This is a genomic window from Natronospira elongata (assembly GCF_034931365.1).
In the GTDB taxonomy this organism is placed as follows: domain Bacteria; phylum Pseudomonadota; class Gammaproteobacteria; order Natronospirales; family Natronospiraceae; genus Natronospira; species Natronospira elongata.
On sequence record NZ_JAYGII010000024.1, the window covers coordinates 1 to 24,137 of the forward strand.

General features: G+C 62.1%; 19 protein-coding genes and 1 tRNA gene. 7 read left to right on the forward strand and 13 right to left on the reverse strand.

Features of this window, described 5'->3' with window-relative positions; genetic code table 11:
* Positions 1–429: 429 nt before the first annotated feature.
* The 5 genes from VCB98_RS10325 to VCB98_RS10345 are packed head-to-tail and all read right to left on the reverse strand — an operon-like array spanning position 430 to position 4,382.
* Complete coding sequence (locus VCB98_RS10325; RefSeq protein WP_346052330.1) at positions 430–918, reverse strand: GNAT family N-acetyltransferase; 489 nt, start codon at positions 916–918, stop codon at positions 430–432.
* The gene (locus tag VCB98_RS10330) at positions 911–1,543 is read right to left on the reverse strand and encodes an ABC-type transport auxiliary lipoprotein family protein (RefSeq protein WP_346052332.1); all 633 of its coding nucleotides are present in this window, start codon (positions 1,541–1,543) and stop codon (positions 911–913) included. Before VCB98_RS10330 ends, VCB98_RS10325 begins: the two co-directional genes overlap by 8 nt.
* 10 nt (positions 1,544–1,553) lie before the next feature.
* Positions 1,554–2,480 (reverse strand): MlaD family protein, encoded by a 927-nt coding sequence (locus VCB98_RS10335; protein WP_346052334.1) that lies wholly within the window; start codon positions 2,478–2,480, stop codon positions 1,554–1,556.
* A 34-nt stretch (positions 2,481–2,514) separates the two neighbouring features.
* Positions 2,515–3,279 (reverse strand): ABC transporter ATP-binding protein, encoded by a 765-nt coding sequence (locus VCB98_RS10340; RefSeq protein ID WP_346052336.1) that lies wholly within the window; start codon positions 3,277–3,279, stop codon positions 2,515–2,517.
* Between the two features lie 2 nt (positions 3,280–3,281).
* Positions 3,282–4,382 (reverse strand): ABC transporter permease, encoded by a 1,101-nt coding sequence (locus VCB98_RS10345; RefSeq protein ID WP_346052338.1) that lies wholly within the window; start codon positions 4,380–4,382, stop codon positions 3,282–3,284.
* Between the two features lie 149 nt (positions 4,383–4,531).
* Here VCB98_RS10345 and VCB98_RS10350 point away from each other — a divergent pair, with 149 nt between their 5' ends.
* Together VCB98_RS10350 and VCB98_RS10355 are read left to right on the forward strand one after the other, a co-directional pair.
* Positions 4,532–5,668 (forward strand): flagellar motor protein MotA, encoded by a 1,137-nt coding sequence (locus VCB98_RS10350; protein ID WP_346052340.1) that lies wholly within the window; start codon positions 4,532–4,534, stop codon positions 5,666–5,668.
* Between the two features lie 3 nt (positions 5,669–5,671).
* Positions 5,672–6,781 (forward strand): peptidoglycan -binding protein, encoded by a 1,110-nt coding sequence (locus tag VCB98_RS10355; RefSeq protein ID WP_346052342.1) that lies wholly within the window; start codon positions 5,672–5,674, stop codon positions 6,779–6,781.
* Positions 6,782–6,906: 125 nt separating this feature from the next.
* Here VCB98_RS10355 and VCB98_RS10360 read toward each other — a convergent pair whose 3' ends face one another.
* Positions 6,907–7,149 carry a hypothetical protein gene (locus VCB98_RS10360; RefSeq protein ID WP_346052344.1) on the reverse strand — a complete coding sequence of 81 codons (243 nt, stop codon included), beginning with the start codon at positions 7,147–7,149 and terminating at the stop codon, positions 6,907–6,909.
* A 58-nt stretch (positions 7,150–7,207) separates the two neighbouring features.
* A complete protein-coding gene (locus tag VCB98_RS10365) occupies positions 7,208–8,599 on the reverse strand; it encodes a sodium/proline symporter (RefSeq protein WP_346052346.1) in 1,392 nt (463 codons plus the stop codon).
* A 171-nt stretch (positions 8,600–8,770) separates the two neighbouring features.
* On the opposite strand from VCB98_RS10365, the gene VCB98_RS10370 reads away from it, so the two are divergent.
* Entirely contained in the window at positions 8,771–10,357 is a 1,587-nt protein-coding gene (locus VCB98_RS10370) for a sensor domain-containing diguanylate cyclase (RefSeq protein WP_346052348.1), read from the forward strand.
* A 9-nt stretch (positions 10,358–10,366) separates the two neighbouring features.
* Here the strand turns inward: VCB98_RS10370 and VCB98_RS10375 are convergent, their stop codons facing one another.
* On the reverse strand, positions 10,367–11,215 hold the full coding sequence (locus tag VCB98_RS10375; RefSeq protein WP_346052350.1) for an ion transporter: 849 nt from the start codon (positions 11,213–11,215) through the stop codon (positions 10,367–10,369).
* Between the two features lie 73 nt (positions 11,216–11,288).
* On the reverse strand, positions 11,289–12,389 hold the full coding sequence (locus VCB98_RS10380; protein ID WP_346052352.1) for a sensor domain-containing diguanylate cyclase: 1,101 nt from the start codon (positions 12,387–12,389) through the stop codon (positions 11,289–11,291).
* A 177-nt stretch (positions 12,390–12,566) separates the two neighbouring features.
* Here VCB98_RS10380 and VCB98_RS10385 point away from each other — a divergent pair, with 177 nt between their 5' ends.
* Positions 12,567–14,540, forward strand: a complete 1,974-nt coding sequence (locus VCB98_RS10385; RefSeq protein WP_346052354.1) for a putative bifunctional diguanylate cyclase/phosphodiesterase — start codon at positions 12,567–12,569, stop codon at positions 14,538–14,540.
* A 303-nt stretch (positions 14,541–14,843) separates the two neighbouring features.
* On the opposite strand, the gene VCB98_RS10390 is transcribed toward VCB98_RS10385, so the two are convergent.
* From VCB98_RS10390 to VCB98_RS10405, 4 genes are all read right to left on the reverse strand, one after another.
* Positions 14,844–17,108 carry a hypothetical protein gene (locus tag VCB98_RS10390; RefSeq protein ID WP_346052356.1) on the reverse strand — a complete coding sequence of 755 codons (2,265 nt, stop codon included), beginning with the start codon at positions 17,106–17,108 and terminating at the stop codon, positions 14,844–14,846.
* Positions 17,109–17,115: 7 nt separating this feature from the next.
* On the reverse strand, positions 17,116–17,772 hold the full coding sequence (locus tag VCB98_RS10395; protein ID WP_346052357.1) for a response regulator: 657 nt from the start codon (positions 17,770–17,772) through the stop codon (positions 17,116–17,118).
* A gap of 233 nt (positions 17,773–18,005) precedes the next feature.
* Positions 18,006–18,593 carry a DUF502 domain-containing protein gene (locus VCB98_RS10400; protein ID WP_346052358.1) on the reverse strand — a complete coding sequence of 196 codons (588 nt, stop codon included), beginning with the start codon at positions 18,591–18,593 and terminating at the stop codon, positions 18,006–18,008.
* A gap of 890 nt (positions 18,594–19,483) precedes the next feature.
* A tRNA-Phe gene (locus tag VCB98_RS10405) sits at positions 19,484–19,559 on the reverse strand.
* 165 nt (positions 19,560–19,724) lie between these two features.
* Here VCB98_RS10405 and VCB98_RS10410 point away from each other — a divergent pair.
* From VCB98_RS10410 to egtD, 3 genes are all read left to right on the forward strand, one after another.
* Positions 19,725–21,482 (forward strand): serine hydrolase domain-containing protein, encoded by a 1,758-nt coding sequence (locus VCB98_RS10410; protein ID WP_346052360.1) that lies wholly within the window; start codon positions 19,725–19,727, stop codon positions 21,480–21,482.
* A 75-nt stretch (positions 21,483–21,557) separates the two neighbouring features.
* The gene (gene egtB, locus VCB98_RS10415; RefSeq protein ID WP_445353997.1) at positions 21,558–22,841 is read left to right on the forward strand and encodes an ergothioneine biosynthesis protein EgtB; all 1,284 of its coding nucleotides are present in this window, start codon (positions 21,558–21,560) and stop codon (positions 22,839–22,841) included.
* Positions 22,842–22,850: 9 nt separating this feature from the next.
* Complete coding sequence (gene egtD / locus VCB98_RS10420; protein ID WP_346052365.1) at positions 22,851–23,828, forward strand: L-histidine N(alpha)-methyltransferase; 978 nt, start codon at positions 22,851–22,853, stop codon at positions 23,826–23,828.
* Positions 23,829–24,137 lie beyond the last annotated feature (309 nt).

Consider the following 24,137-nt stretch of genomic DNA (forward strand, 5'->3'; position numbering starts at 1 on the left):
ACTCTTTGGGGACGTCACCTGGGCTGTGCCTGCTGAAGGTGGATTCGGGTTTGGGACAGATTGGCTTCGAGTCAGCTAAGGCCGCTCTCCTCCCAGCCAGAGCCAAACACTCCGAGAGCACAGCCCAGGTGACCACCAAAAACAGTAGGTCTTGGTGCCGACAGGGCTTTGCAAGGCTGTGAGCGACAGGACGTCGCGTGCAGAGCCCCCAGGGATGGGTTTACGGCGTCCTTGCAAAGGCCTGTCGACACCAAGGCCGGGACCCAACCCGTCACCGGCATCGAAGGGCACTGCCCTGCTCGATACCGATACCGAAGCGTAGAGGCGTCACCGAACTAGCCGCGTGGCCCACTAGGCATAGAAAGCATAGCCAATTGAGAAGATAACGGCTTGATTTGCATCAAGCCAGTGAAAGGCATTGCCCAACAATCAGATCTGAATGACGCGCAGAGAGACCATTTTCGGGGGCGTGCCGTAGCGGCGCTGATCCACCTCTTGGAACCCGAGGGCTTCATGGAACCGCTCCGACACCGGGTTGGGCGGCATCACATCGAACTCGCAACAGACGGTCGTGATCCCCCAGGAGCGGGCGATGCGGAATAGATCCTGGTAGAGGGCCTTGCCCAGACCATGACCCTGGGCGGCGCTGGCCACCACCACCCGGTCGATGTAGAGAAAGCGGGGATAGCGTTGGGCAAACCAGCGATAGTTGCTGCTGTCATAGCCACTGCCTTCCCGGAAGGCCATCAGAAAGGCGGTGGGCCGGCCGGCCGGCTCGGCAATGCGATGCACCGCCGCCTGCTCATGCAGTCGTTTCAGGCGCTCACCATCCAGCGGACTCAGGACTGCCTCCCACTCCCGGTTGAGCGTGAGTACCCAGTCCAAATCCGTGTCACGGGCATCACGGATCTCAGTCATGGTCGGTGGCGGCCTCCAGCCAAGCTGGCAATGCCTCAAGCAGGGCAAGCAGGCCTTTATTCAAGGCCCGGTTGGCGGCTGCCACACCGCCCGCGGGATCATTGCTCTCACTGCTCTCCCGCAGCTCCTGACGCAGACTGCCGAGAACCTCACCGGTCTTCAGATCCACCAGGCGGTATCGTATAGTCAGACGCAGCCCACTGGCCTCATTTTCAAACAACTGCTCGAGGCGAACCAGTTCACTGTCCAGGCGATAGTCGGCATTGACGCGACTGCCGGGCGCCGCCACATGGCGGAACTGGCCGCTGTCTTCGAGGGCCTCGGTAAGGGCCGTGGCAATCAGACGGGCGGGCTTGTCGGCCCAGCGATTGCGGGCGAACTGCCGAAGCTCGTACCCCTGCTGTCGATATTTCATGGCCGCGCTTTCATGCCCCGGCGAGGCGGACGGCGTGGCAATCAGCAGGACAGCATCACGACGCTCTGCTGCTGCCTCAACGCCGCTGCCGTCCCATTCCAGGAGGTGCAGACGCGGCGCCTCACCCCGAGTGGGGCCGATGGTGCAGGCAGAGACCATCATGATCAGGGCCGTTACAGCCACGACCCGAGTGATTCGAAATGCCTTCATCATTATTCCCCTATCGTTCACCCGGACCGGGTTCGACTTCCGGTGGGCCCAATATCAATCGCTGGGGTTCATCTTCCAGTTGATCACCCAGGCGGCGCAGGCTGTCACTGGCCTGGCGCAGGTCATCCAGCATGGCCTCCAGTTCAGGCAGGGTCCGCCGATTGAATGACTCGACGCCCACCCGCCCGGCGGAGGCAGTCCCCTCCATCTCCGCAGCGGTCCGTTCCAATTGTCCGGCCAGGGTATTAAAACTGCCCAGGGCCTCATCCAGACGGTCAATGGTCTCCGGCACCCGTTCGCCAATCCGCTCGCCCTGACGGGCCATGCCGGCAGTACTCGCCATGAGTTCATCCATCTGTTCCGCATTGCGGGCCAGGGCAGCGGTGAGGCTTTCCAGGTTCTGAATGGAGGCGGCCAGGGCATCGGTGTTCTCATCAGTGAGCAAGCGATTCAATTGACGCGCCACGGTTTCCACCGCCTCCATGCCATCATCCACGCTGTCGTCGAGGCGGGCCCAGAAGGACAGGCGTGACTGGATCACGGGATAGGGCTCGCCTTCGGGCTGGGGCGGGGGACCTGCATCGGGGCTGCCACCCTCAAGCTCCAGGCGCAGAAGACCGGTGGCCCCCTGACTTCTCAGCACGGCGGTGGTGTCGGCACGTACCGGTGTATCGGCCGCCAGGTCCAGTGTCACCTTGACCCGTCGTGGATCCGACGGATCCAGGGACAGACTGTGAACGCGACCCACCGGCACCCCCTGCATCAGGACCCGGGAGTTTTCCGCCAGACCCGAAACAGGCTCTGCCATGTAAACGGTGTAGAAAGTCGTCTCGCCCCGACGCAGGTCACCGGCGATCCACAAACTAAGCACGATGGCGGCGACCAGGAAGACCAGCACGAATAATCCGGTCAGGGTGTAATTGCTGTTGGTTTCCATCACTCGTTTCCAGTGTTCCTTGAGGAACCTCTGATCAATTCATTCGCTCGCGGCTGCGCCGGTCGGCAAAATATCGGGAAACCGCTGGGATCTGAGACTGACTCAATGTGTCAATCGGCCCCTGCTCCAGAACACGCCCCTGGCCCAGGTAAACAACGCGATCCGTACTCTGCCAGAGGGCATCCAGGTCATGGGTGACCATCAGCACGGTCAATCCCAGCAGGCGACTCAGTTCCACAATCAAGGCATCAAAAGCGGCCGCATTGACAGGATCCAGTCCGGCCGTGGGCTCATCCAGGATCAAAACCTCCGGGTCCATGATCAGGGCCCGTGCCAGGGCCACTCGCTTTATCATGCCGCCGCTCAGCTCATTGGGATACAGGCAGGCGACTTCCGGTTCCAGGCCGGCCATCTCCAGCTTGATCAGCGCCAGTTCTTCGGCCACTGCCGATGACAGATCCGTATGCTCCCGCAAGGGCAGGGTCAGGTTGTCGATGACATTCAGACCGCCAAACAGGGCGCCACCCTGGAACAACATGCCGATCCGCTGGCGCAGCGCACGCAGTCTGGCTTCGGACGCGCCCACCAGTTCTTCACCGAAGAACCTTATGCTGCCCGCCTGCGGTTGCCGCAGGGCGAGCAGGGTACGCAGCAAGACCGTCTTGCCGGCACCACTGCCGCCCACCAGCCCCAGAATCTCGCCCGAGAAGACATCCAGGTCCAGACCATCATGAACCCGGTGCTGACCAAAGCGATTGACCAGCCCTCTTACCCGGATGACGCTTTCCCCGGCAGCCATCTCTATAGCCCCTGCAAATTGTAGATGATGGAAAACACCGCATTGATGACGATCACGGCGAAGATGGCCTGCACCACGGCCCGGGTGGTGGCCTGCCCCACACCGCCGGCCCCGCGCTTGACCCGCAAGCCCTGGCGACAACCGATCAGGGCGATGACGGCGGCGAAGACCGGCGCCTTGACCAGGCCCAACCAGAAATGGCGGTAGCTCATGCCTTCAGGCAGTCGTTGCAGAAAGGCGGTCACACCCTGTTCATGAACGGCCCAGTTGACCAGCGCACCACCCAGCATGCCGCTCAGGCCGGCCAGCACGGTCAATAACGGCAGGGCGAAAATCAGGGCCAGCAGCTTGGGCAGGATCAGCATATCGAAAGGACTGATGCCAAGCGTTCTGAGGGCATCGATCTCTTCATTGATTTTCATGGTCCCAAGCTCGGCCGCATACGATGATGCGGTGCGCCCCGCCACCAGAATGGCGACAATCAAGGGGCCTAATTCCCGCAGCATGGTGGTGGTGAGCAATTCGGGAAGGAAGACCGTTGCCCCGTAGGTATCCAGGGCGGTACTGAGCTGATAGGCAATGACCAGACCGACGAGGAAACTCAGGACGGCCACGATCGGCACCGCCCGAACGCCGCCCTGCTCCAATTCATTGAGAAAACGGCGGGGACGGGCGGTGGAGGGCCGCAGCAGGCGTCGAGCAAATTCCGCGACCACTTCTCCGAGAAACCCCAGGAATCCGCGAAACTCCCACCAGTGCTCCCAACTGACCCGCCCCACTTCACTGAGGAAGCTTTCACGGGGTTCATGCAGGCGCTCGGGACGACGAACCCTGGCCGCCAGCTCCAATAGACGCCGGTGCTCTTCGCAAAGATGGAGATTGACCTCGCCGCCGGCCGCCTCCACGCGTGACACCAGACGATGCAGCAGCCGGGCACCGGCCACATCCAGGCCTTCCAGGGCTTCCCCCGAAATCTCCAGCCTGCCTCGGGGCAGCGACAACTGCTCAAGCCGGGCTTCAAGCGCCGCCACGCCCGGCAGACGCCACTCTCCCGCGCAGGTCAGGCTTTGCCCTTCAAGCTGGACAGTGGCTGGCGCCCCCATGTCACTCCCTTGTCTGTGGACACGATGAAATGCGGCGGATTGCAGGGCATTCTACCCCATCCGGGCCGCAAGCCCTGTCCCCGGGCACGGCTGCAAAGTGCACCCGGCTCATGTGATACTCGGAAATTCCGGAACAAGGAGATGCCGTCGTGAGAGACCCCGCCCGTGTAATCGTGTGGATGGCGCTGTTCCTGGGCGCCGTAGTCGCCGTCGCCCTGCTACTCTACCGCCCCCTGGAACAGGCCTTCATGGCCAACCCGGTCTTCAATGGCCTGATCCTGTCGGTACTGCTGGTGGGGATTCTGATCAATTTCCGCCAGGTCCTGATCCTGCGCCCCGAGCAGCACTGGATCCGGGATTTTCGCAAGGGCCAGGCCGATGCCCCCGGCGAGAGCCGCCTGCTGGGCTCCATGGCCCGGCTGCTCACCGGCCGCGAGGGTGACAATCTCAGGCTATCCACCCTTTCACTGCGCACCCTGCTGGATGGTGTCCGCGCTCGGCTGGATGAGTCCCGCGACCTCTCCCGCTATTTCATCGGCCTGCTGGTCTTTCTCGGTCTGCTGGGCACCTTCTGGGGCCTGCTCGACACCCTGCGCGCGGTGGGCAATGTCATCGCCGGGCTGTCCATCGAGGACCGCAGTGCCGCGGCCTTCTTCGAGGATCTCAAGGCCGGCCTGGAAGCCCCGCTGGGCGGCATGGGCACGGCCTTTTCCTCCTCCCTGTTCGGTCTCGCCGGCGCGGTGGTGCTGGGCTTTATCGATCTTCAGACCGGCACCGCCCAGAACCGCTTCTACAACGACCTGGAGGAATGGCTCTCCGGCCAGACACGCCTGGCCAGTGGCGCCCTCTCCGGCGGCGGCGAGGAAGGCAATGTGCCCGCCTATATCCAGGCCCTGCTGGAACAGACCGCCGATTCCCTGGAGCAGCTACAGCGCATGATGCAGCGCTCCGAGGAAGACCGCCGCGCTGCCGATGCCCGTCTGACTGAGTTGGCGACGGAATTGGCCCGCCTGACCGAACAAGGCCAGGGCGAGCGCAAGGCTCTGACCGGCCTGTCCCGGACCCAGGCCGAGCTGCGCCCGGTGCTGGAACGCCTGGCCGATGCCGGCGAACGCCAGGCCGGCGAGGATGCCGCCCTCCAGGACGGGCTGCGCGACCTGGCCCGGGCCACCAGCGACCTGCGCGCCTCGGTGGAGCGTGACCGTGAGCAGCTGGTGGGCACCCTGCGCGAGGAAATCCGGCTGCTGGCCAAGACCATCGCCTACCAGCAGAAGGGACAGGAGTAAGCCATGTTTGGCAGCAGCCGCCGGGGGCGGGATCGCTTCGATATCTGGCCGGGATTCGTGGACGTACTGGCCACGATTCTGCTGGTCTTCGTCTTCGTGCTGCTGTTCTTCGTGGTGGCCCAGTTCTACACCAGCGAGGCGCTCTACGACCGCGACCAGACCCTCAGCGCCCTGGAAGAGGAAGTTGCCGAACTGGCCGAGACCCTGTCCATGGAGCGCCGGGAACGGCGCCGCCTGGAAACGCGGGTCTCCGAGCTCGACGAGGCCCTGGCCGCCAGTCTGGCCCGGGGCGAAACCCTGGCCGGCGAACTGGCAGTTAGCGAGGCGGCACGGGCACGGCTGGCCGAGCTATTGGGCGACCGGGAAGCGGCACTGGCCGAAGCCGAGGCCGAGCTGGACGATCAGTCAGCACGCATCGTGGTTCTGGAGCGGGATCTGGATGAGACAGCGGAGGCCCTGGAGGAGGAAGAAGCGATCTCCGCCGAGGCCCAGGCTCAGGTGACCGCGCTCAGGGATGACATCCGCGCCCTGCGCGAGCAGCTCACCGCCCTGTCCGAGGCCCTGGATATCTCCGAGGCCACCATTGCCGTGCAGCGGGCGGAGATCAGTGATCTGGCCGAGCGCCTGAATGTGGCCCTGGCCGAGCGGGTGGAAGAACTGGACCGCTATCGCTCGGAGTTCTTCGGCCGCCTGCGCGAGGCCCTGGCCGATGTGGAGGAAATCGAGATCGTCGGCGATCGCTTTCGTTTCCAATCGGAGCTGTTCTTTGAAAGCGCCTCGGCGGAGATCGGTTCAGAAGGCCGGGAGACACTGGACCACTTGGCCGACACCTTCGAGGAAATCAGCGCACGCATCCCGGACGACATCGACTGGGTGCTGCAGGTGGAAGGCCACACCGACCGACGCCCCATCCGCACCGAGCAGTTCCCCTCCAACTGGGAGCTCTCAACGGCCCGGGCACTCAATATCGTTCACTATCTTTCAGAGCAGGGCCTGCCCGAAGACCGCCTGGCCGCGGCCGGCTTCGGCGAACACCAACCCCTGGACGACGGCGACGGCCCCGAGGCCTGGGCCCGCAACCGCCGCATTGAGTTGCGCTTGACCAACCGTTGAACAATCGATGCGCAACAAGGCACCAATCAGCCTAGGGCATCGCGAGTGAATTCGCTCCTACGGTGCCGGATTCCAGGCCTGGGAATATCTTGCCCTAGGAGCGGATTCATCCGCGATGGGGCCCGTCAGCGGTAGCGACAGCCTCCCACCCGTGGCACCTGGAGCTCCTCGGGGACATTACCGCCGGGGGTGAAACGGGGGATGGCGGAGCCGCCTACGCAGCGGAAATATTCACTTTGGCGCTTGGGTTCGGCATAGGCCGATTGCCGTTCCGGGTCCGTCATGCCGTTATGGGCGCAGCCGGTAATGAACAGCCCCATGGCGATGAGCATGCCGGCCAGGGTTCGGCCTGTGGTGATCTTGACCATGAGCCACCTCTCGATTGCCTCTCCCCCGTTCGACCCGGCAGGGTACCCACTGTTCCCGTCATGGCCGAAGAGCCTGCCGATAGCCCAACCAGGCGATCAGCAGGGACAGGAAAAAGGGCAGCAGGCGCTCCACCGCATTCCCCGGCGCATCGGGAAAGAAGCTGATGAAAATGGTCAGACCGGCACCGACGACAATGGCTGCCAGGCGATAGGCATCGGCCACCGGCCCGCGCCAGAGCAGGACCAACAACAGGGGACCGAAACCGTTACCCAGCACCTGCCAGGCGAACAATACCCGATCGAAAATGCTCTCGGGCACCAGCAGAGCCAGGATGGCCGCGGCGATTCCCACGGTGACTACCACCAGGCGATCCACCAGGACCGAAAAATCGCCACGGCGCATGTCGTGACTGACCGAGCCACTGGCCACCAGCAGCTGGCTATCGGAAGTGGACATGATGGCGGCCAGTACGCCACCTGTGATCAAACCGCCAATCACCGCCGGCAACAAGTCCACGCTGAGTACCAAAAGGACATCCTCGGCGTCAGGCAGTTCGGGCATCAGAACGCGACCGCTCCAGCCCAGTACCACCATGCCGATATAGATCAGGGCCGCCCAGCCCAGGGCCACCCGGCGGGCAAGACGGATCTCGTGGCCGTCGCGCATGGCCATGAAACGATTAACCACATGAGGCTGGCCGGGGTAACCAAGGCCGATGCCAAACAGACCGACAATGAAGACCATGGCCAGAAGCAGACTGGGCTGATCCACCAGGCGGGTCAGGCCGGGTTCGTTCAGGGCCGCCAGCCCTTCCATCAGAGCCACCGGACCACCCACTGCCGCCAGCGCCACATAGGGCAGCACCAGAGCAACCAGGAGCATCATCAGACCCTGAACCGCATCGGTCACGCTGGCGGCCCAGAAGCCGCCCATGACCACATAGGCAATCACAATGGCCGCACCCACGATAATGGCATTGGTGGTGCTGACTTGCGGGACCGCGGTGGCGATGGCGGAGCCTGCACCATCAAATTGAGCGGCAACATAAAAGGTAAAGCAAAAAAGAATCAGCAGACCACCCAGCAGCCTCAACACACGCTGCATGGATGGCCGAGTACCGTGGGCCAGGTATTCCACCAATGTAAGAGCCTGGTTATCGCGACTGCTTTGCTGCAGGCGGGGGGCAACCAGGAACCAGTTGATGGCAAAGCCCGAGACCACGGCCGGAATCAGCCACACCGCCTGAATCCCCCAGGCGTAGGCTGCGCCGCTCATGCCAAGGAGGGTCCAGACCGAAGAAGAACTGGCTGAGGCACTCAGGGACGCAACCACGGGCCCCAGGCGCCGGCCGGCCAGATGGAAGTCGGCACTATCACTGACCCGCTGACGGGCCCAGGCTCCGATGGCCAGCAACAGCAGTAGATAAACCAATAGAGTGGCCAGGACCATCTCCGCTTCTCCCTCCACGTGATCAGGGTGCCAATCTAGCAGCCATTGGGACTGCGGGACCAGTCCCACGCAAAGCGTGACGCATCCCATCTCGGCCAGTAGTATCCAAGCTAGCAGACCGGAGCAACTGGGGCGCAACAAGGCATGCCGATCAGGGAAAGCGGACAGTCCATGTTCCAACAGATGTTCCACCACTCGGTGGCCATCATGCTCCTTATTGACCCGAATACCGGCAGGCTTTGCGATGTCAACGCCTCAGCCGTTGACTATTACGGCTACGACCGTGACAGCTTGCTCAGTTGCAATATATCCGACATCAACATCCTTCCCAAGGCAGACATCCAGCGGGAAATGGAAGCCGCGCTGAAGGAAAAGCGCAATTTCTTTCGGTTCCAGCACCGGCTTGCCGACGGCAGAGTCAGGGATGTAGAGGTCTATAGCTCTCCGGTCAACTTTGGCAACGAAACCCGCCTGGTCTCAATCATCCATGACGTCACTGCCCGCAATGATCATGAGCGGGAGTTGGAGATTCTCATGGATGTTGTGGAGAACCTGCCCGTGGGCATCTACCGCAGCAGCGTCAATGGCAAGGGACGATTCCTCTCTGTCAATAATGAAATGGTCCGCCTGAGTGAAGCCGACAGCGTGGAGCATCTTCTGGCCACACCGGTGTCGGCACTCTATGCGGAAACGGCGGACCGTAAAATCTTTCTTGAACGACTGGAAAGGGCCGATGACTGGTATACCCAGACGGTCAAGGTGCGAACCCTGAAGGGGCGCGTTGGTCATTTTCGCATCTCGGTGCGCAAGCGATACCTCGAATCGGGTGAACTATTCGTTGATGGCGTCATGGAGGATCTCAATCGAGTCAGGGCGGCAGAACAGGACCGGCAGCAATTGTTCGAAATCATTGAAGCGACGCCAGCGATCATTGGAATCAGTGACCCCGATGGCCGCCTCCGTTTTCTCAATACCGCCGGGCGACGTGTGCTTGGCATCGGGCCCGAAGACAGTCTGGAAGGCTTCATGACACGCCAGGCGCACACCGAGGAAAGCCTGAAGACCCTGACCGAGACGGCCATGCCTGCCGCCAAGGCCCAGGGACAGTGGAGTGGTGAACTGTGCTACCGGGATACGAAAGGCAAGGAGCTCCCGGTGCAGACGACCCTGCTGGCTCACCGCAACGAAGAAGGTGAGCTGATTCGCTTTTCCGCCATTTCCCTGGACGTTCGGGTCCAGAAGGAAAAACAGGCCGTCCTGGAACAGATGGCCTACCGGGATTCACTCACTGCCGTCCTTAACCGACGCGGTTTCCAGCGGGCACTGAAAGCTGCTCTGGACGAAGCCCGGAATTCACAGGATCCGCTGGCCGTGTTGATGATCGATCTGGATCATTTCAAGCCCATCAATGATCGCTATGGGCATCCGGTGGGCGACGAGATCCTTCGCAAATTGATGCCCTTTCTGCGCAGCCGGCGCCGTCGTGGTGACCATATCGGCCGCCTTGGCGGGGAAGAGTTCGGAATCGTCCTTCCCGGGTCCAGTCAGGCGGACGCCATCCAGATTGCCGAGGATATCCGTGAACGCGTCGCCGCTGCCCCCATCACCACCAGCGCTGGCGATATCGCCATCACCATCAGTGTCGGCGTTGCCACCTTCGATGATCGTCGGGAAGCCGGCAAATCCCTGATCCGCCGTGCCGACGAGGCACTCTATGACGCCAAGGAAGCCGGCCGCAACTGTGTGCGCTGGCGATAGTGGCCCAGCTTATCGTCCACCGTCTCGGCCGTTGGCCTCGGATTCCAGACGATCAACCTTGGCGTGGAGATCCTCGATCAGGTGCAGCATGCGCTCCCGCTCCTGCCGCGCCTGGTCCTCGCGTTCGGCCTGCTTGGCCTCCTCTTCGGTCCAGTGCAGCTCCTGCATGGAGTTGACGATGATGCCGATGAAGAGGTTCAGGACCGTAAACGAGGACATCAGAATGAAGATGATGAAATAGACCCAGGCATAGGGATAGACATCCATCACCGGCCGGGCGATGTCTTCCGACCAGCCTTCCAGGGTCATGATCTGGAACAGGCTGTACATGCTGGCGCCCACGTGGCCGAACTGGCGGGGAAAGGATTCGCCGAACATCTCGGTGCCCATGACCCCGAAGACATAAAAGACAATCAGCAATAGCAGACCGATCCAGCCGATACCGGGAATGGCCTTGAGCAGGGATTCGGTCACCACCCGCAGGTGGCCAACGGTGGAGAGCAAGCGCAGCACCCGCAGGATGCGGAGTGCTCGAAGAACCGAGAGACCCGCGGAATCGGGGACCAGGGAGATGGCGACGATCAGAAAATCGAATACATTCCAGCCGTCACCCCAGAAACGGGTGCCACGGGCCACCAGCTTGCCGCCCACTTCCAGGACGAAGACCCCCACCACAAAGGCGTTGATCAGCCGCATCCAATCCCCGGCTACCGTCCGAATCTCGGGCGAAGTCTGCAGGCCGAGGATGATGGCGTTGAGGATGATGAGACCAATAACGAAGTTGCGGGGACCGGGACTGTCAATCCAGTCGCCGAGCCGAACGCGCCAGTCGGCCCGTTGCTCTGTCACTGTTGCCATGAACAATCTCTATGTATCGTGAGGCCAGGGAATCGGGCCCGGATTCTACCCCATCAAGGCCCGCCGGACAGCCTCAGGCGGGCGGCACCCGCGCCTCGCCCGCAGTTTCCCGCTCGACCCGGTTACTCCCCAGGCGCTGGGCCCGGTGCAGGGCACTCTCTGCACGAGTCAGGAGACTGCCATTGGGCTCTCCGTTGCGGTACTCGGCGACCCCGGCCGAGGCGCTGCAACGAATGCGCTCACCATCAAGCCGCAGAGGCAGCTGGTCCACGGCATGGCGGATCCGATTGGCAAAGGACACCGCCCCGGCAATGCCGGTCCCCGGCAGAACCGCGATCCAGCATTGGGCCGAATAGGGGCCAATGGCCTCATCCCCTTCCTGCAGGTGTCCAATCACATCCATCTGGCGGATTCGGGCCAGCATGACCTTGCCAAAAGCCTGATTGAGGGCATCGACAGCGGCCTGCCCCCGTTCCAGGTGAATCCGACCCAGGTCATCCAGATCCATGAGGCAGACACTCAGCGGCCCGGATTGACGCCGGGCGCGGGCCCGCTCCCGATCCAGCACCTCAATCAAGCCCTCCCGATCAAGCACCCGCGGCAAGCCTGACTCCTGCTGCGCGGCGCGAGTGGCCAGGCGTCCAGCCGGGCTCCCGAGCGCCAGCAGCAGGCCCAGCACCGCCAGCATCCAGGCGGCCAGGCCGGTCAAAAGGCCGGGCGTGATGAGCCGCTCACCGGCCGCCATTGCCGCGGCCGCCAGGAGAATGAAGGCCATGCCGGCGACTGCCCAGAGTCCCAGGTGGCGGCCATGCACAGCCAGCCAGGGCAAAGCAGCCAAAAGCAAACTGAGCTGACTCTCGGGAGCCGGCACGTACAGGCTGGCGGCAATGATCAGCGTCCCGCTGCCTGCCTGCCAGGCCCATAAGCCCGGATCCGCCCCGCCGCGCAGTGCGGGCAGCTGTCTCAGCAGTGTGAACAGCAGCAGGACGCTGGCCAGGCCAATAATGGCCAGACTCGGCCACAAGGGATCAACGACACTCCCTGTCGTGAAATGCAGCGCCACCAACATGCCCGACCAGGGCAGCCACCCCAGCAGTCCCCGCAGCAGGGGATTGCCAGCATCGCCGCGGGTCGGCACATTGACACCGCTCGGAGGCAGGGACGATCTTCTCACAGTGGACCTCGATATCAGCTTGTTATAGTTTGAGGTATCCACTGAGATTACCGCACCCGAGCGGAACAACAAACTGACAACCAGGGATTGGGTGAAAACGGTTTTTTACATAACGGGAGACCCACGTCGTGTTGCCTGTGATCCAATCCCCTCGCCCGCAAAGCAAGCTGCTTTATAATGCTGACTGACACCGAGGGCCGCTCGCGGGCGGAGCTGATTCGAAGTCTGTATCACAGCCACCGGGGCAGCTATCCCCTGGCGCTGCTGGCAGCCTTGTTGGTCGCCCTGCTCTTTCGGGACCCGTTCAATGGCCTGGCCTACCTTTTTCTCGCCTGGATGGTAGTCGCGGAAGGCGCCCGCGCGGTGGCACATCTTGCCTTCTGGCGGTTCGGCGACGCCAAGCTCTCCCTGCAGCTGAGACTGTGGGAAAACGCGTTTCTGGCGACTGCCTACCTTTCCGCCCTCGGCTGGGGCCTTGCCGGCCTGCTCTTTTTCCCGGCGGAGATGCCGGCACTGACCATTGCACTGGCCCTGATCCTGCTCACCATCAATGCTCTGGTTGCTGCCGCCGGATCCACACATTTTCCTTATGTGGCCGGCTTCCTCATCCTGAGCTGTTCGCCTCTGTTGATTCGCCTGATGCTGGCAGCCGAGCCCCTGCATTTCATACTGGCCGCCCTGATGTTCACCGTGGCGGTACTGTTGCTGGCCAGTAGCTGGCATGGCAGCCGGCACCTGCGCGAGTTGCTTGAGCTGCGTTTCTCCTACGCCAATATGGCCCAGGACCTGGCCGACGAGATTTTCGCAAAACAGGAAACGGAGTCCCGCCTCGACGAACTGGCCCATTACGATCCACTCACCGGTCTGCCAAATCGGAGCATGTTCCGTCAGCAGCTTACACGCCGGATTCGGGAACATGACCGGCGCGGTAGCCGATTCACCGTTCTGTTCCTGGACGTGGATCGCTTCAAGTCCATCAACGACTCCCTGGGCCATGATATTGGTGACAAGATTTTGCGCGAGATAGGCCGCCGACTGGCCTCGATGATGGATGAATCGGAAATGGTTGCCCGCCAGAGCAGTGATGAGTTCCTGCTCTCCCTGCAGTCCCAAAGAAGCAAGACGGTCACCCGCCGGCTGGAGGAAATCATCCGGGTGGTCAACCAGCCCATCCAACTGGAAGATACCGAGCTGCGGGTTAATTGCTCTGTGGGGGTGGCCTTCTTCCCGGATGACGGCCATTCCGCCGAAGCCCTGATTCAACACGCCGACATCGCCATGGCCCGTGCCAAGCAGTCCGGCAACAACAGTTACCAGTTTTTCCAGGCCGATATGCACCGTGAGGCCATGCAGCGGCTGGCCCTGGAAACCGCTCTGCGCAGGGCCATCAATGGCGGTCAATTGCATCTTCACTATCAACCCCAGGTAGACGCCATTTCCGGTCGCATCCTGGGTGTGGAGGCTCTCGCCCGCTGGCAGGACCCTGAACATGGCAATGTCTCGCCGGGCGACTTTATTCCGCTGGCGGAGGAGACCGGCCTGATCGTGCCGTTGGGCAAGTGGGTACTGGAAGAGGCATGCCGCCATGCCCATTTGTGGCAGGCAAGAACCGATGAGGATTTCTATATCTCAGTCAATCTCTCGGTTGGCCAGTTCGATACCGGCCAACTGGTGGAAGACGTGCGAACGACTCTGGAAGAGCACCAGGTTGCGCCTGAACGCCTGGTCCTGGAGATTACCGAGAGTCTGGTGATGAACGACCCCGAGCATCACATTGCCCTGCTAAGAGAGCTCAAGGCACTGGGGCTAAGACTGGCCCTGGATGATTTCGGCACCGGCTACAGTTCCTTGAGCTATCTGCGTCAACTGCCCATCGACATCCTCAAGCTGGACCGGCAGTTCGTACGCAATGTGGCCAGCAGCAAGGAAGAAGCGGCCATTGCCCGCGCCACCATTACCATGGCGGCGGAAATCGGCCTGACCGTGGTGGCGGAAGGGGTGGAAACCCAGGAGCAGCTCCGTTGGCTTCTGCAACAGGATTGCCATCTGGTCCAGGGCTTTTTCTTCAGCAAGCCACTATCAGACGAGGAACTGGAAAAGCTGATCACGCTGCCTCGGTCAGAGCTTGTCAGCCATTGGCCACGTTACTAAGGAACCTCTGATTAATTCTAGAATTAATCAGAGGTTCCCTAAGCAGCACCCCACTACCTTGGATAAAAAAACGCCCCGGTGAGCCACCGGGGCGTTCTCTTTCCCTGCTTACTCTGGGGTCGGCTCGGGCCCATAAGGGCCCTCGCCTGAAGGTTTCTCCAACCCGGCCAAGCCGGGCTCCCCTGGAGTCTAACCTTCCCGGGTCGTAAAACCCGCTCCCCTCCTCAATCGCCAGACATGGAGTACCTCGTTCACAGGGGTCGCCGTGCAAGCCCGCTCAACTTCTCCGACGACACTCCAAGCCTAGTTCAAACCCGCGGGACTGCCACCCCCCAAACGGGGGCCCCCTTGTACTGGTTCGGGTTCCGGAAGGGGAATCTCGAAAACCACCCGCAACTGGCATTCACCGTCCACCTGCCGCAGGTCGTGGAAGAGATCGCCATCCAGCTCACGGGCCCGGGTCCGCATATTATGCAATCCACGACCGGGCCGCAGGGTCCTTGAGTCGCGCAGCTCCTCGGGCAGACCGTTATTCACGATCTCTCCTCGCAGCAGTCTCGGCTCCGCCTCCAGACGCAGGACTACCTTGCTGGGCCTGGCATGGCGCAGGGCATTGGTAAGGGCTTCATCCAGAATTCGGCGCAGGTTGATTCGATAGCGTGGTGTCAGCATGACCTCGGCGGCGGCATCGATGGCCAGTGCCCAGTCCAACCGGACACCGGCCGCATCGCCGCGCTCCTGGGCCTGTTCCCGCCAATCCGCGACCATTTCCTCCAGCGACATCAGATCCTTGTCGTCCAGGGCGTGGATCGTCTCCCGCAAGGCATCCAGGGCCCGCCGGGCCAGCTCGGCCTGGCGATCCGTGGTGGCCGAGTGAATCAGCGCCAGTACACGGCCACCCACATCATCGTGCAGATCACGAATGATGCGACTACGCTCATTGCGGGCACCATCGGCTTCGGCCACCCGAGCCTGGTGCAGGCGGCGAGCGACCGTCAGCAGAGACTGGACCGTCTTGCGATCACGTGAGCTGAACAGGCGGCCACCGCGATCAGCATGGTAGAGGCAGATGCCATCGTCTTCAGTGACACCAGGCACCAGAAGTTCGGCGCCATTGGCGCCGATTCGGGTGTCCGGCACCGGCCAGCCTGTCCGCTCAAGTCGCAGGGGATTGAAAAGGGACGCCAGAATTTCCTGCCAGGCAAATTCGGCGGCCTCATTACTGCGGGCGCGCACGATGGCCTCGGCAAGTGCCGGCAGATGATGCTCCAGGGTGTTGGGACTGCGGCCCGTGAGCACCTGCCAGATCCAGTGCCGCAGGGGCAAATATCCCCAGGCCACCAGAAGGACGGCGATACCCGCGGCTTCCACATAGCCCATGCCAAGAAAGGCCACCAGGGCCAGATCCAGCACGATGACACTCAGCCCGCCGAGGAACCACAGCCAGGCCATGAACCACCAGTAGTCCAGATCGAAGAGGCGGTAGCGGACCACGCCGAGCGCGAACCCCACGTAGAGCGTGACCGCGAATCCGGACAGGAAGACCTGGGAAAAGCCGGGCTTTTGCCCCATCAGGGTGGGGAGGAAATAGACCACGATACCCACACCCATGCTGATGAACACGGACAGGAATATCCACTTCATGGCCGCCCGTGCCACCGGCTTGCCGCTGGCCATCCGCCATTGGTTCACAGCCAGAAAGACGGCGCACAGGTAGAAGAACAGCAGGGGCAGATAGAAGGTGTGCCACGGCAGGTCGAACCACTGCAGGTTCTCATTGACCTGATAGGCGAGCAATAAGACCAGAATTCCGGCCAGCGCCCGCATGCGCGGCAATGGCCGGGGATAAAAGGCCAACAGACTGATGATGCCACCCAACAGCATGGCCAGGCCCAGGTGGTTCACCCGCAGCAGAAGATCAAACTGCCCCGCGGGAAGACCCAGTTCCCGGGTAATCCAGACGGCATGGGCCGCTGTGGCGATAAAAAAGCCCAGCCCGGACAGGAACAGGCAGAAGGGAGCCCACCCCTGACGCCGAAACACCCAGACAGAGGTGCTGATGAGCAGCGCCATCAGTCCGAAAAGGTGGAACAACCAGAACTGAAGCCCCAGGGACGCGACGGGCCGATTGCTACGGGGCTCAAGCTGATGGACCCCATCCTGACTGCGCAGATGAACCTCTCCACCGGCGATAATCCGAGCCAGCTCCCCCTGAAAGGTAAGATATTGATTGTAGGCCTGAAAACTGGGCTGGGTGTGGGGCTCCAAATCGGGATCATAGCCAACCAGGGAGATCCAGCGCTCACCATCGCCGCTGATGGCCAGAATCGAGTCACCGACTTCAAGGACATCGGCCAGTGGCCCGTGGGAATGAACATGGTCGACCATTACCCCCGCATCACGCTGATCGGCCGCGGTGAAGCCGGCACCGAGCCAGGGTTTGCCAAGACTGACCACCAGGGTGAGAGCGACAACAAGCAATGCCCCCAGGGTGACCAGGGACAGGAGGGGTATCGGGGCAATGGAAAAAGGACCCCGAAACGGGTAACTGACACTGCCGCTGAACACGACGACCTCAGTCGCCTTCCGGTCGGCCGGTGCTCACCAGTCCGTAGCCAATGGCCTCCCTGATCGCTTCCGCCCGCCCGGAGACGTGCAGCTTGCGATAGATGGACTTCACATAGCCCGCAGCCGTATTGGCGGTAATATCGAGTGCCTTGCCAATTTCGTGGCGATTGAAGCCCCGGGAAAGCAGTCCCAGAACTTCCATTTCCCGATCCGTCAGGCGGGGCGCGTCCGACTCCGTGCGTCGGGCGCCGCCAGCGAGATACCGGAGGATGCGCCGAGACACCCCGGGAGAGAGGGGCGGATCACCGCGGGCAATGCCCTTGAGCTGAGCTACCAGGCGCTCACGAGGCTGATCCTTGAGCAGATAACCCTTGGCACCGGCGCGAATGGCATCGAAGAGATGGCGATCATCATCGTAAATGGTCGTGACGACAGCGAAGGTATCCGGGTGACCGGTCTGGATGTCGATCAGGATATCCACGCCACTACCGTCTGGCAGACTGAGATCCACCAGGGCCAGATTGTAGCCCTTCTCCAGCGCGGCGCGCCCGGCTTCCAGCGTGGCCTCCTCGTCCACCCTGGCCCCCGGAAAGGCCTCCTCGGCAAGCGCCTTTAGCCATTCCCGGGTATCCGGGTTGTCTTCGATTACCAGAATGGATTCCATCGCCTACTTTCCTTATCTTCCGCCTGGAGCCGGGATGCGTCTGCAATATGCTGCCAGGCCAATACCCGGAAATTTCCTCAGGACGATGTGCCTAGTCTAATCGCCTCTGGGCCAATCTGCACGTCCGAAAACAAACGAAGATAGTCACATTGGGGCAACAGCGCCAAAATTAATGGTCAGGGCACTTTCCAACGCCAGGGTCCAATTCTCCCGCCAGAGGGCCGCTGCCCGCCTCAAGGCCCGGATTCCCGGGCAAGCCCGGCACTCAGAACCAGAGTCAGGGCCTGGTCCACACTCATTTCCACTTCTTGCAGATGATCGGCTGGCACAAACTCCAGATCGCCCCCCGGCTGAAACGGTGCCGGAAAATACACCGGCACCCTCGCCGGGCCCTCAGGACTCAATTGCATGGGTTGCCGCTCGGCCACCAGACCAATTCGCCCCCTGCCACCAGCGCCATCCAGGACCAGGACCACGGAGGTAAAGGCAACGGGATTTTCACCGGAAAAGCGCCGGATGACCGCTCTCAAGGCCAGGTAAAGCCGGCCCAGGATCGGCAGGCGGCCAACCCGGTGGGACAGCCAGCGCCCCACCGGCGGCCCAATCCAGCTCCGGGCCAGCAAGCCGGCCATCAGGATCAATAGCAAGCCTGCCAGCAACCCCATTCCGGGCAGATACCAATTGGCTGGCAACAAGGTGGCGAGTACCTGCCCCAGCATCCGCTCCGCCCCCGCCAGGAAACGAAACAACAGATAGCCAATCAGCATTGCCGGAAGCAGGGTCGCCAGACCCAGCAGAAAGAGCGCGCCCACTCGCTGCATCGTGAATTTCCCCTTCTCAATCAGTGGTTGCTGATCAGCATACCGGCTGGCTTCCAATGCGGATAGAAATGGCTCGATTACCCAGAGGTATGGCACCGAGGCGAATCAGGATGCAAGGAATCGGGGAAGTTTAGAATGGTGGCCAGGGACGGGCCAGGCGGGACCGAAATGCCGGGGGCATTTCGCAGCCCGACTGGCGACCGCGCAGGGAGGTGCGGGCCGGCCTGGGCGCCAGGGAAGGCTACCGGCACCACGGCACGCTGACAGTCGACTCGCGCCGAACAGCCGCAAGGCCGATACCGCCGACACACTAAACAATTTGGTTCGATTCCCCGGACAGGGGGCAACAAACCCAATCGGGCTGCACGGAATCGGGGAAGTTTAGAATGGTGGCCAGGGACGGGCCAGGCGGGACCGAAATGCCGGTGGCATTTCGCAGCCCGACTGGCGATCGCGCAGGGAAGCGCGGGCCGGCCTGGGCGCCAGGGAAGGCTACCGGCACCACGGCACGCTGACAGTCGACTCGCGCCGAACAGCCGCAAGGCCGATACCGCCGACACACTAAACAATTTGGTTCGATTCCCCGGACAGGGGGCAACAAACCCAATCGGGCTGCACGGAATCGGGGAAGTTTAGAATGGTGGCCAGGGACGGGCCAGGCGGGACCGAAATGCCGGTGGCATTTCGCAGCCCGACTGGCGATCGCGCAGGGAAGCGCGGGCCGGCCTGGGCGCCAGGGAAGGCTGCCGGCACCGCGGCACGCTGACAGTCGACTCGCGCCGAACAGCCGCAAGGCCGATACCGCCGACACAATAAAACAATTTGGTTCGATTCCCCGGACAGGTGGCAACAAACTCAATCGGGCTGCACGGAATCGGGGAAGTTTAGAATGGTGGCCAGGGACGGAATCGAACCGCCGACACGGGGATTTTCAGTCCCCTGCTCTACCGACTGAGCTACCTGGCCGCCGGGATGGTCTGACTGTCCCCGTCGGGGAGATGCGGAACCGCATTGACGGGAAGACGCGTATTAAACCGGTCTGAGGCCTCCCAGTCAAGGGAAGTCGACAATTTCCTGCCCACTGACGACCACCGCCTGACCTTTCCCGCGCCCACAGCCTATGATGTAGGCATGCGACGCCTCCGACTCATAATCGCTGCCCTGCTGGCTTTGGCCGCCACACCAGGCGGCGCCTTTGAAGCGGACCTGGCGAGCCTGGAGGGCTGGGGCTTCTCCGGCACCAGCGCCCACGGTCAGGGCACGACGACCCAGGGACTCAGCGGCCACGGTCTGGCCGATTGGGAAGCAGGCCTGGCATTCAATCCAGACACGCACCTGCCCTGGCTGTCACTCAGCAAACCCCTGACCGCCGCCCTGCTCCTACGGCTGGAGGCAGGTGACGCGCTGACATTGGATGATCCCCTGCACCGTCACCTTCCCGATGTGCCCAGGGATAAGCGCGGCATCCGGCTGCATCAATTGCTGAGCCACAGCTCCGGTCTGGCCGCGCAGCTGCGCCACCCCGGGTTTGACGGCCCACCGGAGTTCGAGCCGCTGGAGCGCGAGGCGTTCCTGGAGCGGGTTATGCGCAGCCGTCCGCTCGCCGCCCCCGGTGAAGCCTTTATCTACTCCAATCTGGGCTACAACCTGGCGGCGGCCGTGGCGGAGTCGAGCAGCGGTGAGCCCCTGGATGCCCTGCTGGCAGAGGAAATTCTGAAACCGGCCGGCCTGGTCAGCGTGCGCCTGGGCGGTCCGCCCGCCGGTCAGACAGAAGCCGTGGGCTACAGCGACGGGCAGCGCTGGGGGCGGTTCAGTGAACGCGCCTGGCCCGATGGCCGGCCGGGCTGGAACCTCATCGGTGCTGGCGGGCTTACCGGCAACAGCCGCGACCTGATCGGCCTGGTCCAGATGCTGCGGGGTGGGCCGCCGATGAGGGGTGAGCTGGGCGAGACATGGCGAGAACCCCGCCTCACTCTGGCCAGTGGCGAGGCCTATGCCCTGGGCCTGAGCCACCACCGGGACGACTTCGGTCGTCGCATTGGTCATGAAGGGGGCTTCGGTCCCTTCACCACGGAACTGGCCTGGTGGCCGGAGAGCGAGCGCTGGCTGGTACTGAGCAGCAATACAAGGAGCTTTCACGCCACTGATGTGCTCGCGGCCCTGGTCCGCTCAGCGGCAACTGGCAAGGCCATACCAGAGCCACCCTCGGCCAGGCTGCCTCCAGCCTGGCAGGGATTGGATGATGTGCTGAATCCAGGCGCCTCGCAAAGCATCCAACGCGTTACCCATCCCGACGGCGACTTCTGGCTCCTGTACCGCAAGGAAAACAGCCTGCGAGTACTGGCCTGCGGCGGACAAGCGGTGGCCGGCCTGCTCGAAGAAGATGAGCGGGTCCAGTCCCTGGAACGGGGTCGGGCCGTCATGGACCGACTGCGGGCATTGCTGTCCGGCTCAGCGCACCGCCCGGAGCCGAGAAACCTTCAGGAGGCCCGACTGATGCGAGAGCTGCGTGAAACATTGACCCCGGATTCGGCGTCCCCTCCCCCGCTCTGGCACCAGGGCAGTCGGCCGGCACCAGACGGTCGCTGGTGGACCGATGTCCGCATTGGTGAGGACGGGGATCGCTGGATAAGAATCGTGCAGAACGAAGCCGGGGACTGGCAGCGGGTCCTGCATGAGCCAGGCGAAAGAATCGTCCGCGCCGTGTTTCGGCACGCAGGCCAGGGCCGCCTGCAGGGTCTGGAGACCACTCGCCTGCAATCGACCGCAGCCTGGAATTTGGACATGAGCGCACTGAAACTGGCCCCGCCTGACCTGGAGGCGCGGCAACTGCAAGGTGTGCAAGACCCGGCGCATCGCCTGACTGAATGCGGACGTCACGGCTTTTGACCTGCAGCTTGCCGGGCGGCTAAGCTCAAAAACAACTGGCGGGATCATCAACGGAAACATCCCAGGGAGGTTGCCATGTCCATGGCTAGTGCAAAGCCCGCGCCGGAGGCAATCCACGCTGGCCTGAGGGATCGCTATACAACGGTCCGCCAGACCACCCTGGCACTGACCCGGGGCCTGACGGCAGAGGACATGCTGGTCCAGACGGTGGACCATGTGAGTCCCACCAAATGGCACCTCGCTCATACCACCTGGTTCTTCGAACGATTTCTGCTCCAATCCTGGCGGGACGATTACCGGGTCTTCAATCCGCACTTTGATTATCTGTTCAACTCCTACTATTTCAGGCTTGGCCAGATGCACCCCCGACCACGCCGGGGTCTGCTGAGTCGCCCCAGTCTGGAGGAAGTGCTCGACTACCGGGCCCATGTGGACGAAGCAATGGAAGCATTATTGCTCGGGGCAATGGACAAGGCACTGATCAAGCGCGTGGTACTGGGGCTCAATCATGAGCAACAGCACCAGGAACTGATCCTTACCGACATCAAGCATGTACTGGCTTCCAACCCTCTGGAACCCGCCCTCCATGACCACCCCCCACCGCCTGCCCCGAAACCGACTCCATTGCAATTTCATGCCGGCCCCCACGGCCTGCAGAGCATCGGTCATCCGGACTGGGGCAAAGAGGAGGGCGACTTTCATTTCGATAATGAGGGCCCGGCCCATCAGGTTCTGGTGGAACCCCATGCCCTCGCCCATCGATTGATCACCAACCAGGAATACCGCGATTTCATTCGCGACGGCGGTTATGACAATCCCGCACTATGGCTATCGGATGGCTGGTCCACTGTCCAGCAGGAAGGCTGGAATCGCCCCCTGTACTGGGATGAGGGTCTAACAAGTGAATTCACTCTGGCGGGACGACGGGAGATCGATCCCCATGCCCCGGTCACTCATGTCAGTCTTTATGAGGCCGATGCCTTTGCCCGCTGGGCGGGGATGCGTCTGCCGAGTGAAGCGGAATGGGAGCTCGCCGCCCGTTCCAAGGAAACAGCAGGACATTATGCCGACCGTGGCTTCTATCACCCCACCGGCAGTGATAGCAGTGAAGGAATGCAGCAGCTCTTCGGCGATTGCTGGGAATGGACCGCCAGTCCCTATGCTGCCTACCCCGGCTACCATCCGCCGTCGGGTGCTATCGGCGAATACAATGGTAAATTCATGTGCAACCAAATGGTCTTGCGGGGCGGCTCCTGTGCCAGTCCGGCTGGTCATTTGCGCGCCACGTATCGCAACTTCTTCTACCCGGTTGATCGCTGGCAGTTCAGCGGCATCCGCCTGGCGAAGGATCTCGACTAAGGAAGCGGCATGAACAATGCGGGCAGTGAAGACAGACTGCAGGACCAGCAACCGTCACGACAGACCTTCCTCGATGATGTAGTTACCGGGCTCTCAGCGAGCCAAAAATGGCTGTCCCCCATGTATTTCTACGATGAGGCCGGCTCAAAACTCTTTGATCGAATCTGCGAGCTGCCGGAATACTATCTCACTCGCACGGAACTGCAGATAATGGGCGAACACCTGCCTGAGATGGCCGATGCCATCGGCCCGCGTGCCCTGCTCATCGAGCCCGGCAGTGGCAGCAGTCTCAAGACACGACGGCTACTGGCGGCGCTGCATGATCCGGCTGCCTATGTCCCGGTGGAAATTTCCCGCGAACATTTGATGAACGCCGTGTCATCCCTGCGTTCAGAGTTCCCCGGGATTGAGATCCTGCCGGTGTGTGCCGATTTCACCAGTGATTTCGACATCCCGGAACCCGCAAGTGGTGAGGTAAAGCGTCGGCTCATTTATTTCCCCGGCTCCACCATCGGAAACTTCCCCATTGACGAAGCAGCCGAATTGCTGGCCACCATGCGCAAGAAGATTGATGCCGGCGGTGGTCTTTTGATCGGCGTGGATCTGCGCAAGGACGCGGTTGTTCTGGAAAAGGCCTATAATGACCATGAGGGTGTGACAGGCAGGTTCAACCTGAACCTCCTGCACCGCATTAACCAGGAGTTGGGTGCCGATTTCGATCTCGAGCGTTTTCGTCACCGTGCGGTGTGGAATGATGAGAACAGTCGCATCGAGATGCATCTGGTGAGTGATGGGGAGCAGTCCGTCACGATTGGCGGGCAGGACTTTCACTTTGTCGATGACGAGTACATCCTCACTGAATACAGCCACAAGTTCACTTTCTCCGGTTTCGAGAAGCTGGCCCGGGAGGGTGGCTGGACTGTGCGGCAGGTTTGGACGGACAACCGGGAGTATTTCTCGGTGCAGTATCTTGAGCCGGTGGAGTGAGATTTTCCTTGAGCCGCGGCTTCGGTGAAGCTAGTGCCCTTCGTTGCTGGTGACGGGGGCGTCCCGGCTCCGGTCCTGGTGGGCTTGCTCAGGGACGCTATGGATACATCCCTGTACGCTCTGGGTTCGGCATCCTGCCTCACACAGCCCTGAGCAAGCCCACCAGGACCGGAGCCTACCTTTGTTGGGGGCCACTTGGGCCGTGCTAGTGAAGGGGTTGATTCAGACTTTTGGCTTGCTGCCATCCGGAGGCTTTTAATCGCGGCTAAAGCCGCTCCCACCACGGCTTCGACATACGTTACAGACATC

Excerpts from the sequence above, each read along its gene's own strand:
- VCB98_RS10365 (WP_346052346.1), bottom strand. The coding sequence starts at position 8,599 with ATGGTCCTGGCCACTCTATTGGTTTATCTACTGCTGTTGCTGGCCATC.
- VCB98_RS10345 (WP_346052338.1), bottom strand. The coding sequence starts at position 4,382 with ATGGGGGCGCCAGCCACTGTCCAGCTTGAAGGGCAAAGCCTGACCTGC.
- VCB98_RS10400 (WP_346052358.1), bottom strand. The coding sequence starts at position 18,593 with ATGCAGCGAGTGGGCGCGCTCTTTCTGCTGGGTCTGGCGACCCTGCTT.
- VCB98_RS10330 (WP_346052332.1), bottom strand. The coding sequence starts at position 1,543 with ATGAAGGCATTTCGAATCACTCGGGTCGTGGCTGTAACGGCCCTGATC.
- VCB98_RS10340 (WP_346052336.1), bottom strand. The coding sequence starts at position 3,279 with ATGGCTGCCGGGGAAAGCGTCATCCGGGTAAGAGGGCTGGTCAATCGC.
- VCB98_RS10395 (WP_346052357.1), bottom strand. The coding sequence starts at position 17,772 with ATGGAATCCATTCTGGTAATCGAAGACAACCCGGATACCCGGGAATGG.
- VCB98_RS10375 (WP_346052350.1), bottom strand. The coding sequence starts at position 11,215 with ATGGCAACAGTGACAGAGCAACGGGCCGACTGGCGCGTTCGGCTCGGC.
- egtB (WP_445353997.1), top strand. The coding sequence starts at position 21,558 with ATGTCCATGGCTAGTGCAAAGCCCGCGCCGGAGGCAATCCACGCTGGC.
- VCB98_RS10360 (WP_346052344.1), bottom strand. The coding sequence starts at position 7,149 with ATGGTCAAGATCACCACAGGCCGAACCCTGGCCGGCATGCTCATCGCC.
- VCB98_RS10370 (WP_346052348.1), top strand. The coding sequence starts at position 8,771 with ATGTTCCAACAGATGTTCCACCACTCGGTGGCCATCATGCTCCTTATT.
- VCB98_RS10335 (WP_346052334.1), bottom strand. The coding sequence starts at position 2,480 with ATGGAAACCAACAGCAATTACACCCTGACCGGATTATTCGTGCTGGTC.
- VCB98_RS10325 (WP_346052330.1), bottom strand. The coding sequence starts at position 918 with ATGACTGAGATCCGTGATGCCCGTGACACGGATTTGGACTGGGTACTC.
- egtD (WP_346052365.1), top strand. The coding sequence starts at position 22,851 with ATGAACAATGCGGGCAGTGAAGACAGACTGCAGGACCAGCAACCGTCA.
- VCB98_RS10385 (WP_346052354.1), top strand. The coding sequence starts at position 12,567 with ATGCTGACTGACACCGAGGGCCGCTCGCGGGCGGAGCTGATTCGAAGT.
- VCB98_RS10410 (WP_346052360.1), top strand. The coding sequence starts at position 19,725 with ATGCGACGCCTCCGACTCATAATCGCTGCCCTGCTGGCTTTGGCCGCC.
- VCB98_RS10355 (WP_346052342.1), top strand. The coding sequence starts at position 5,672 with ATGTTTGGCAGCAGCCGCCGGGGGCGGGATCGCTTCGATATCTGGCCG.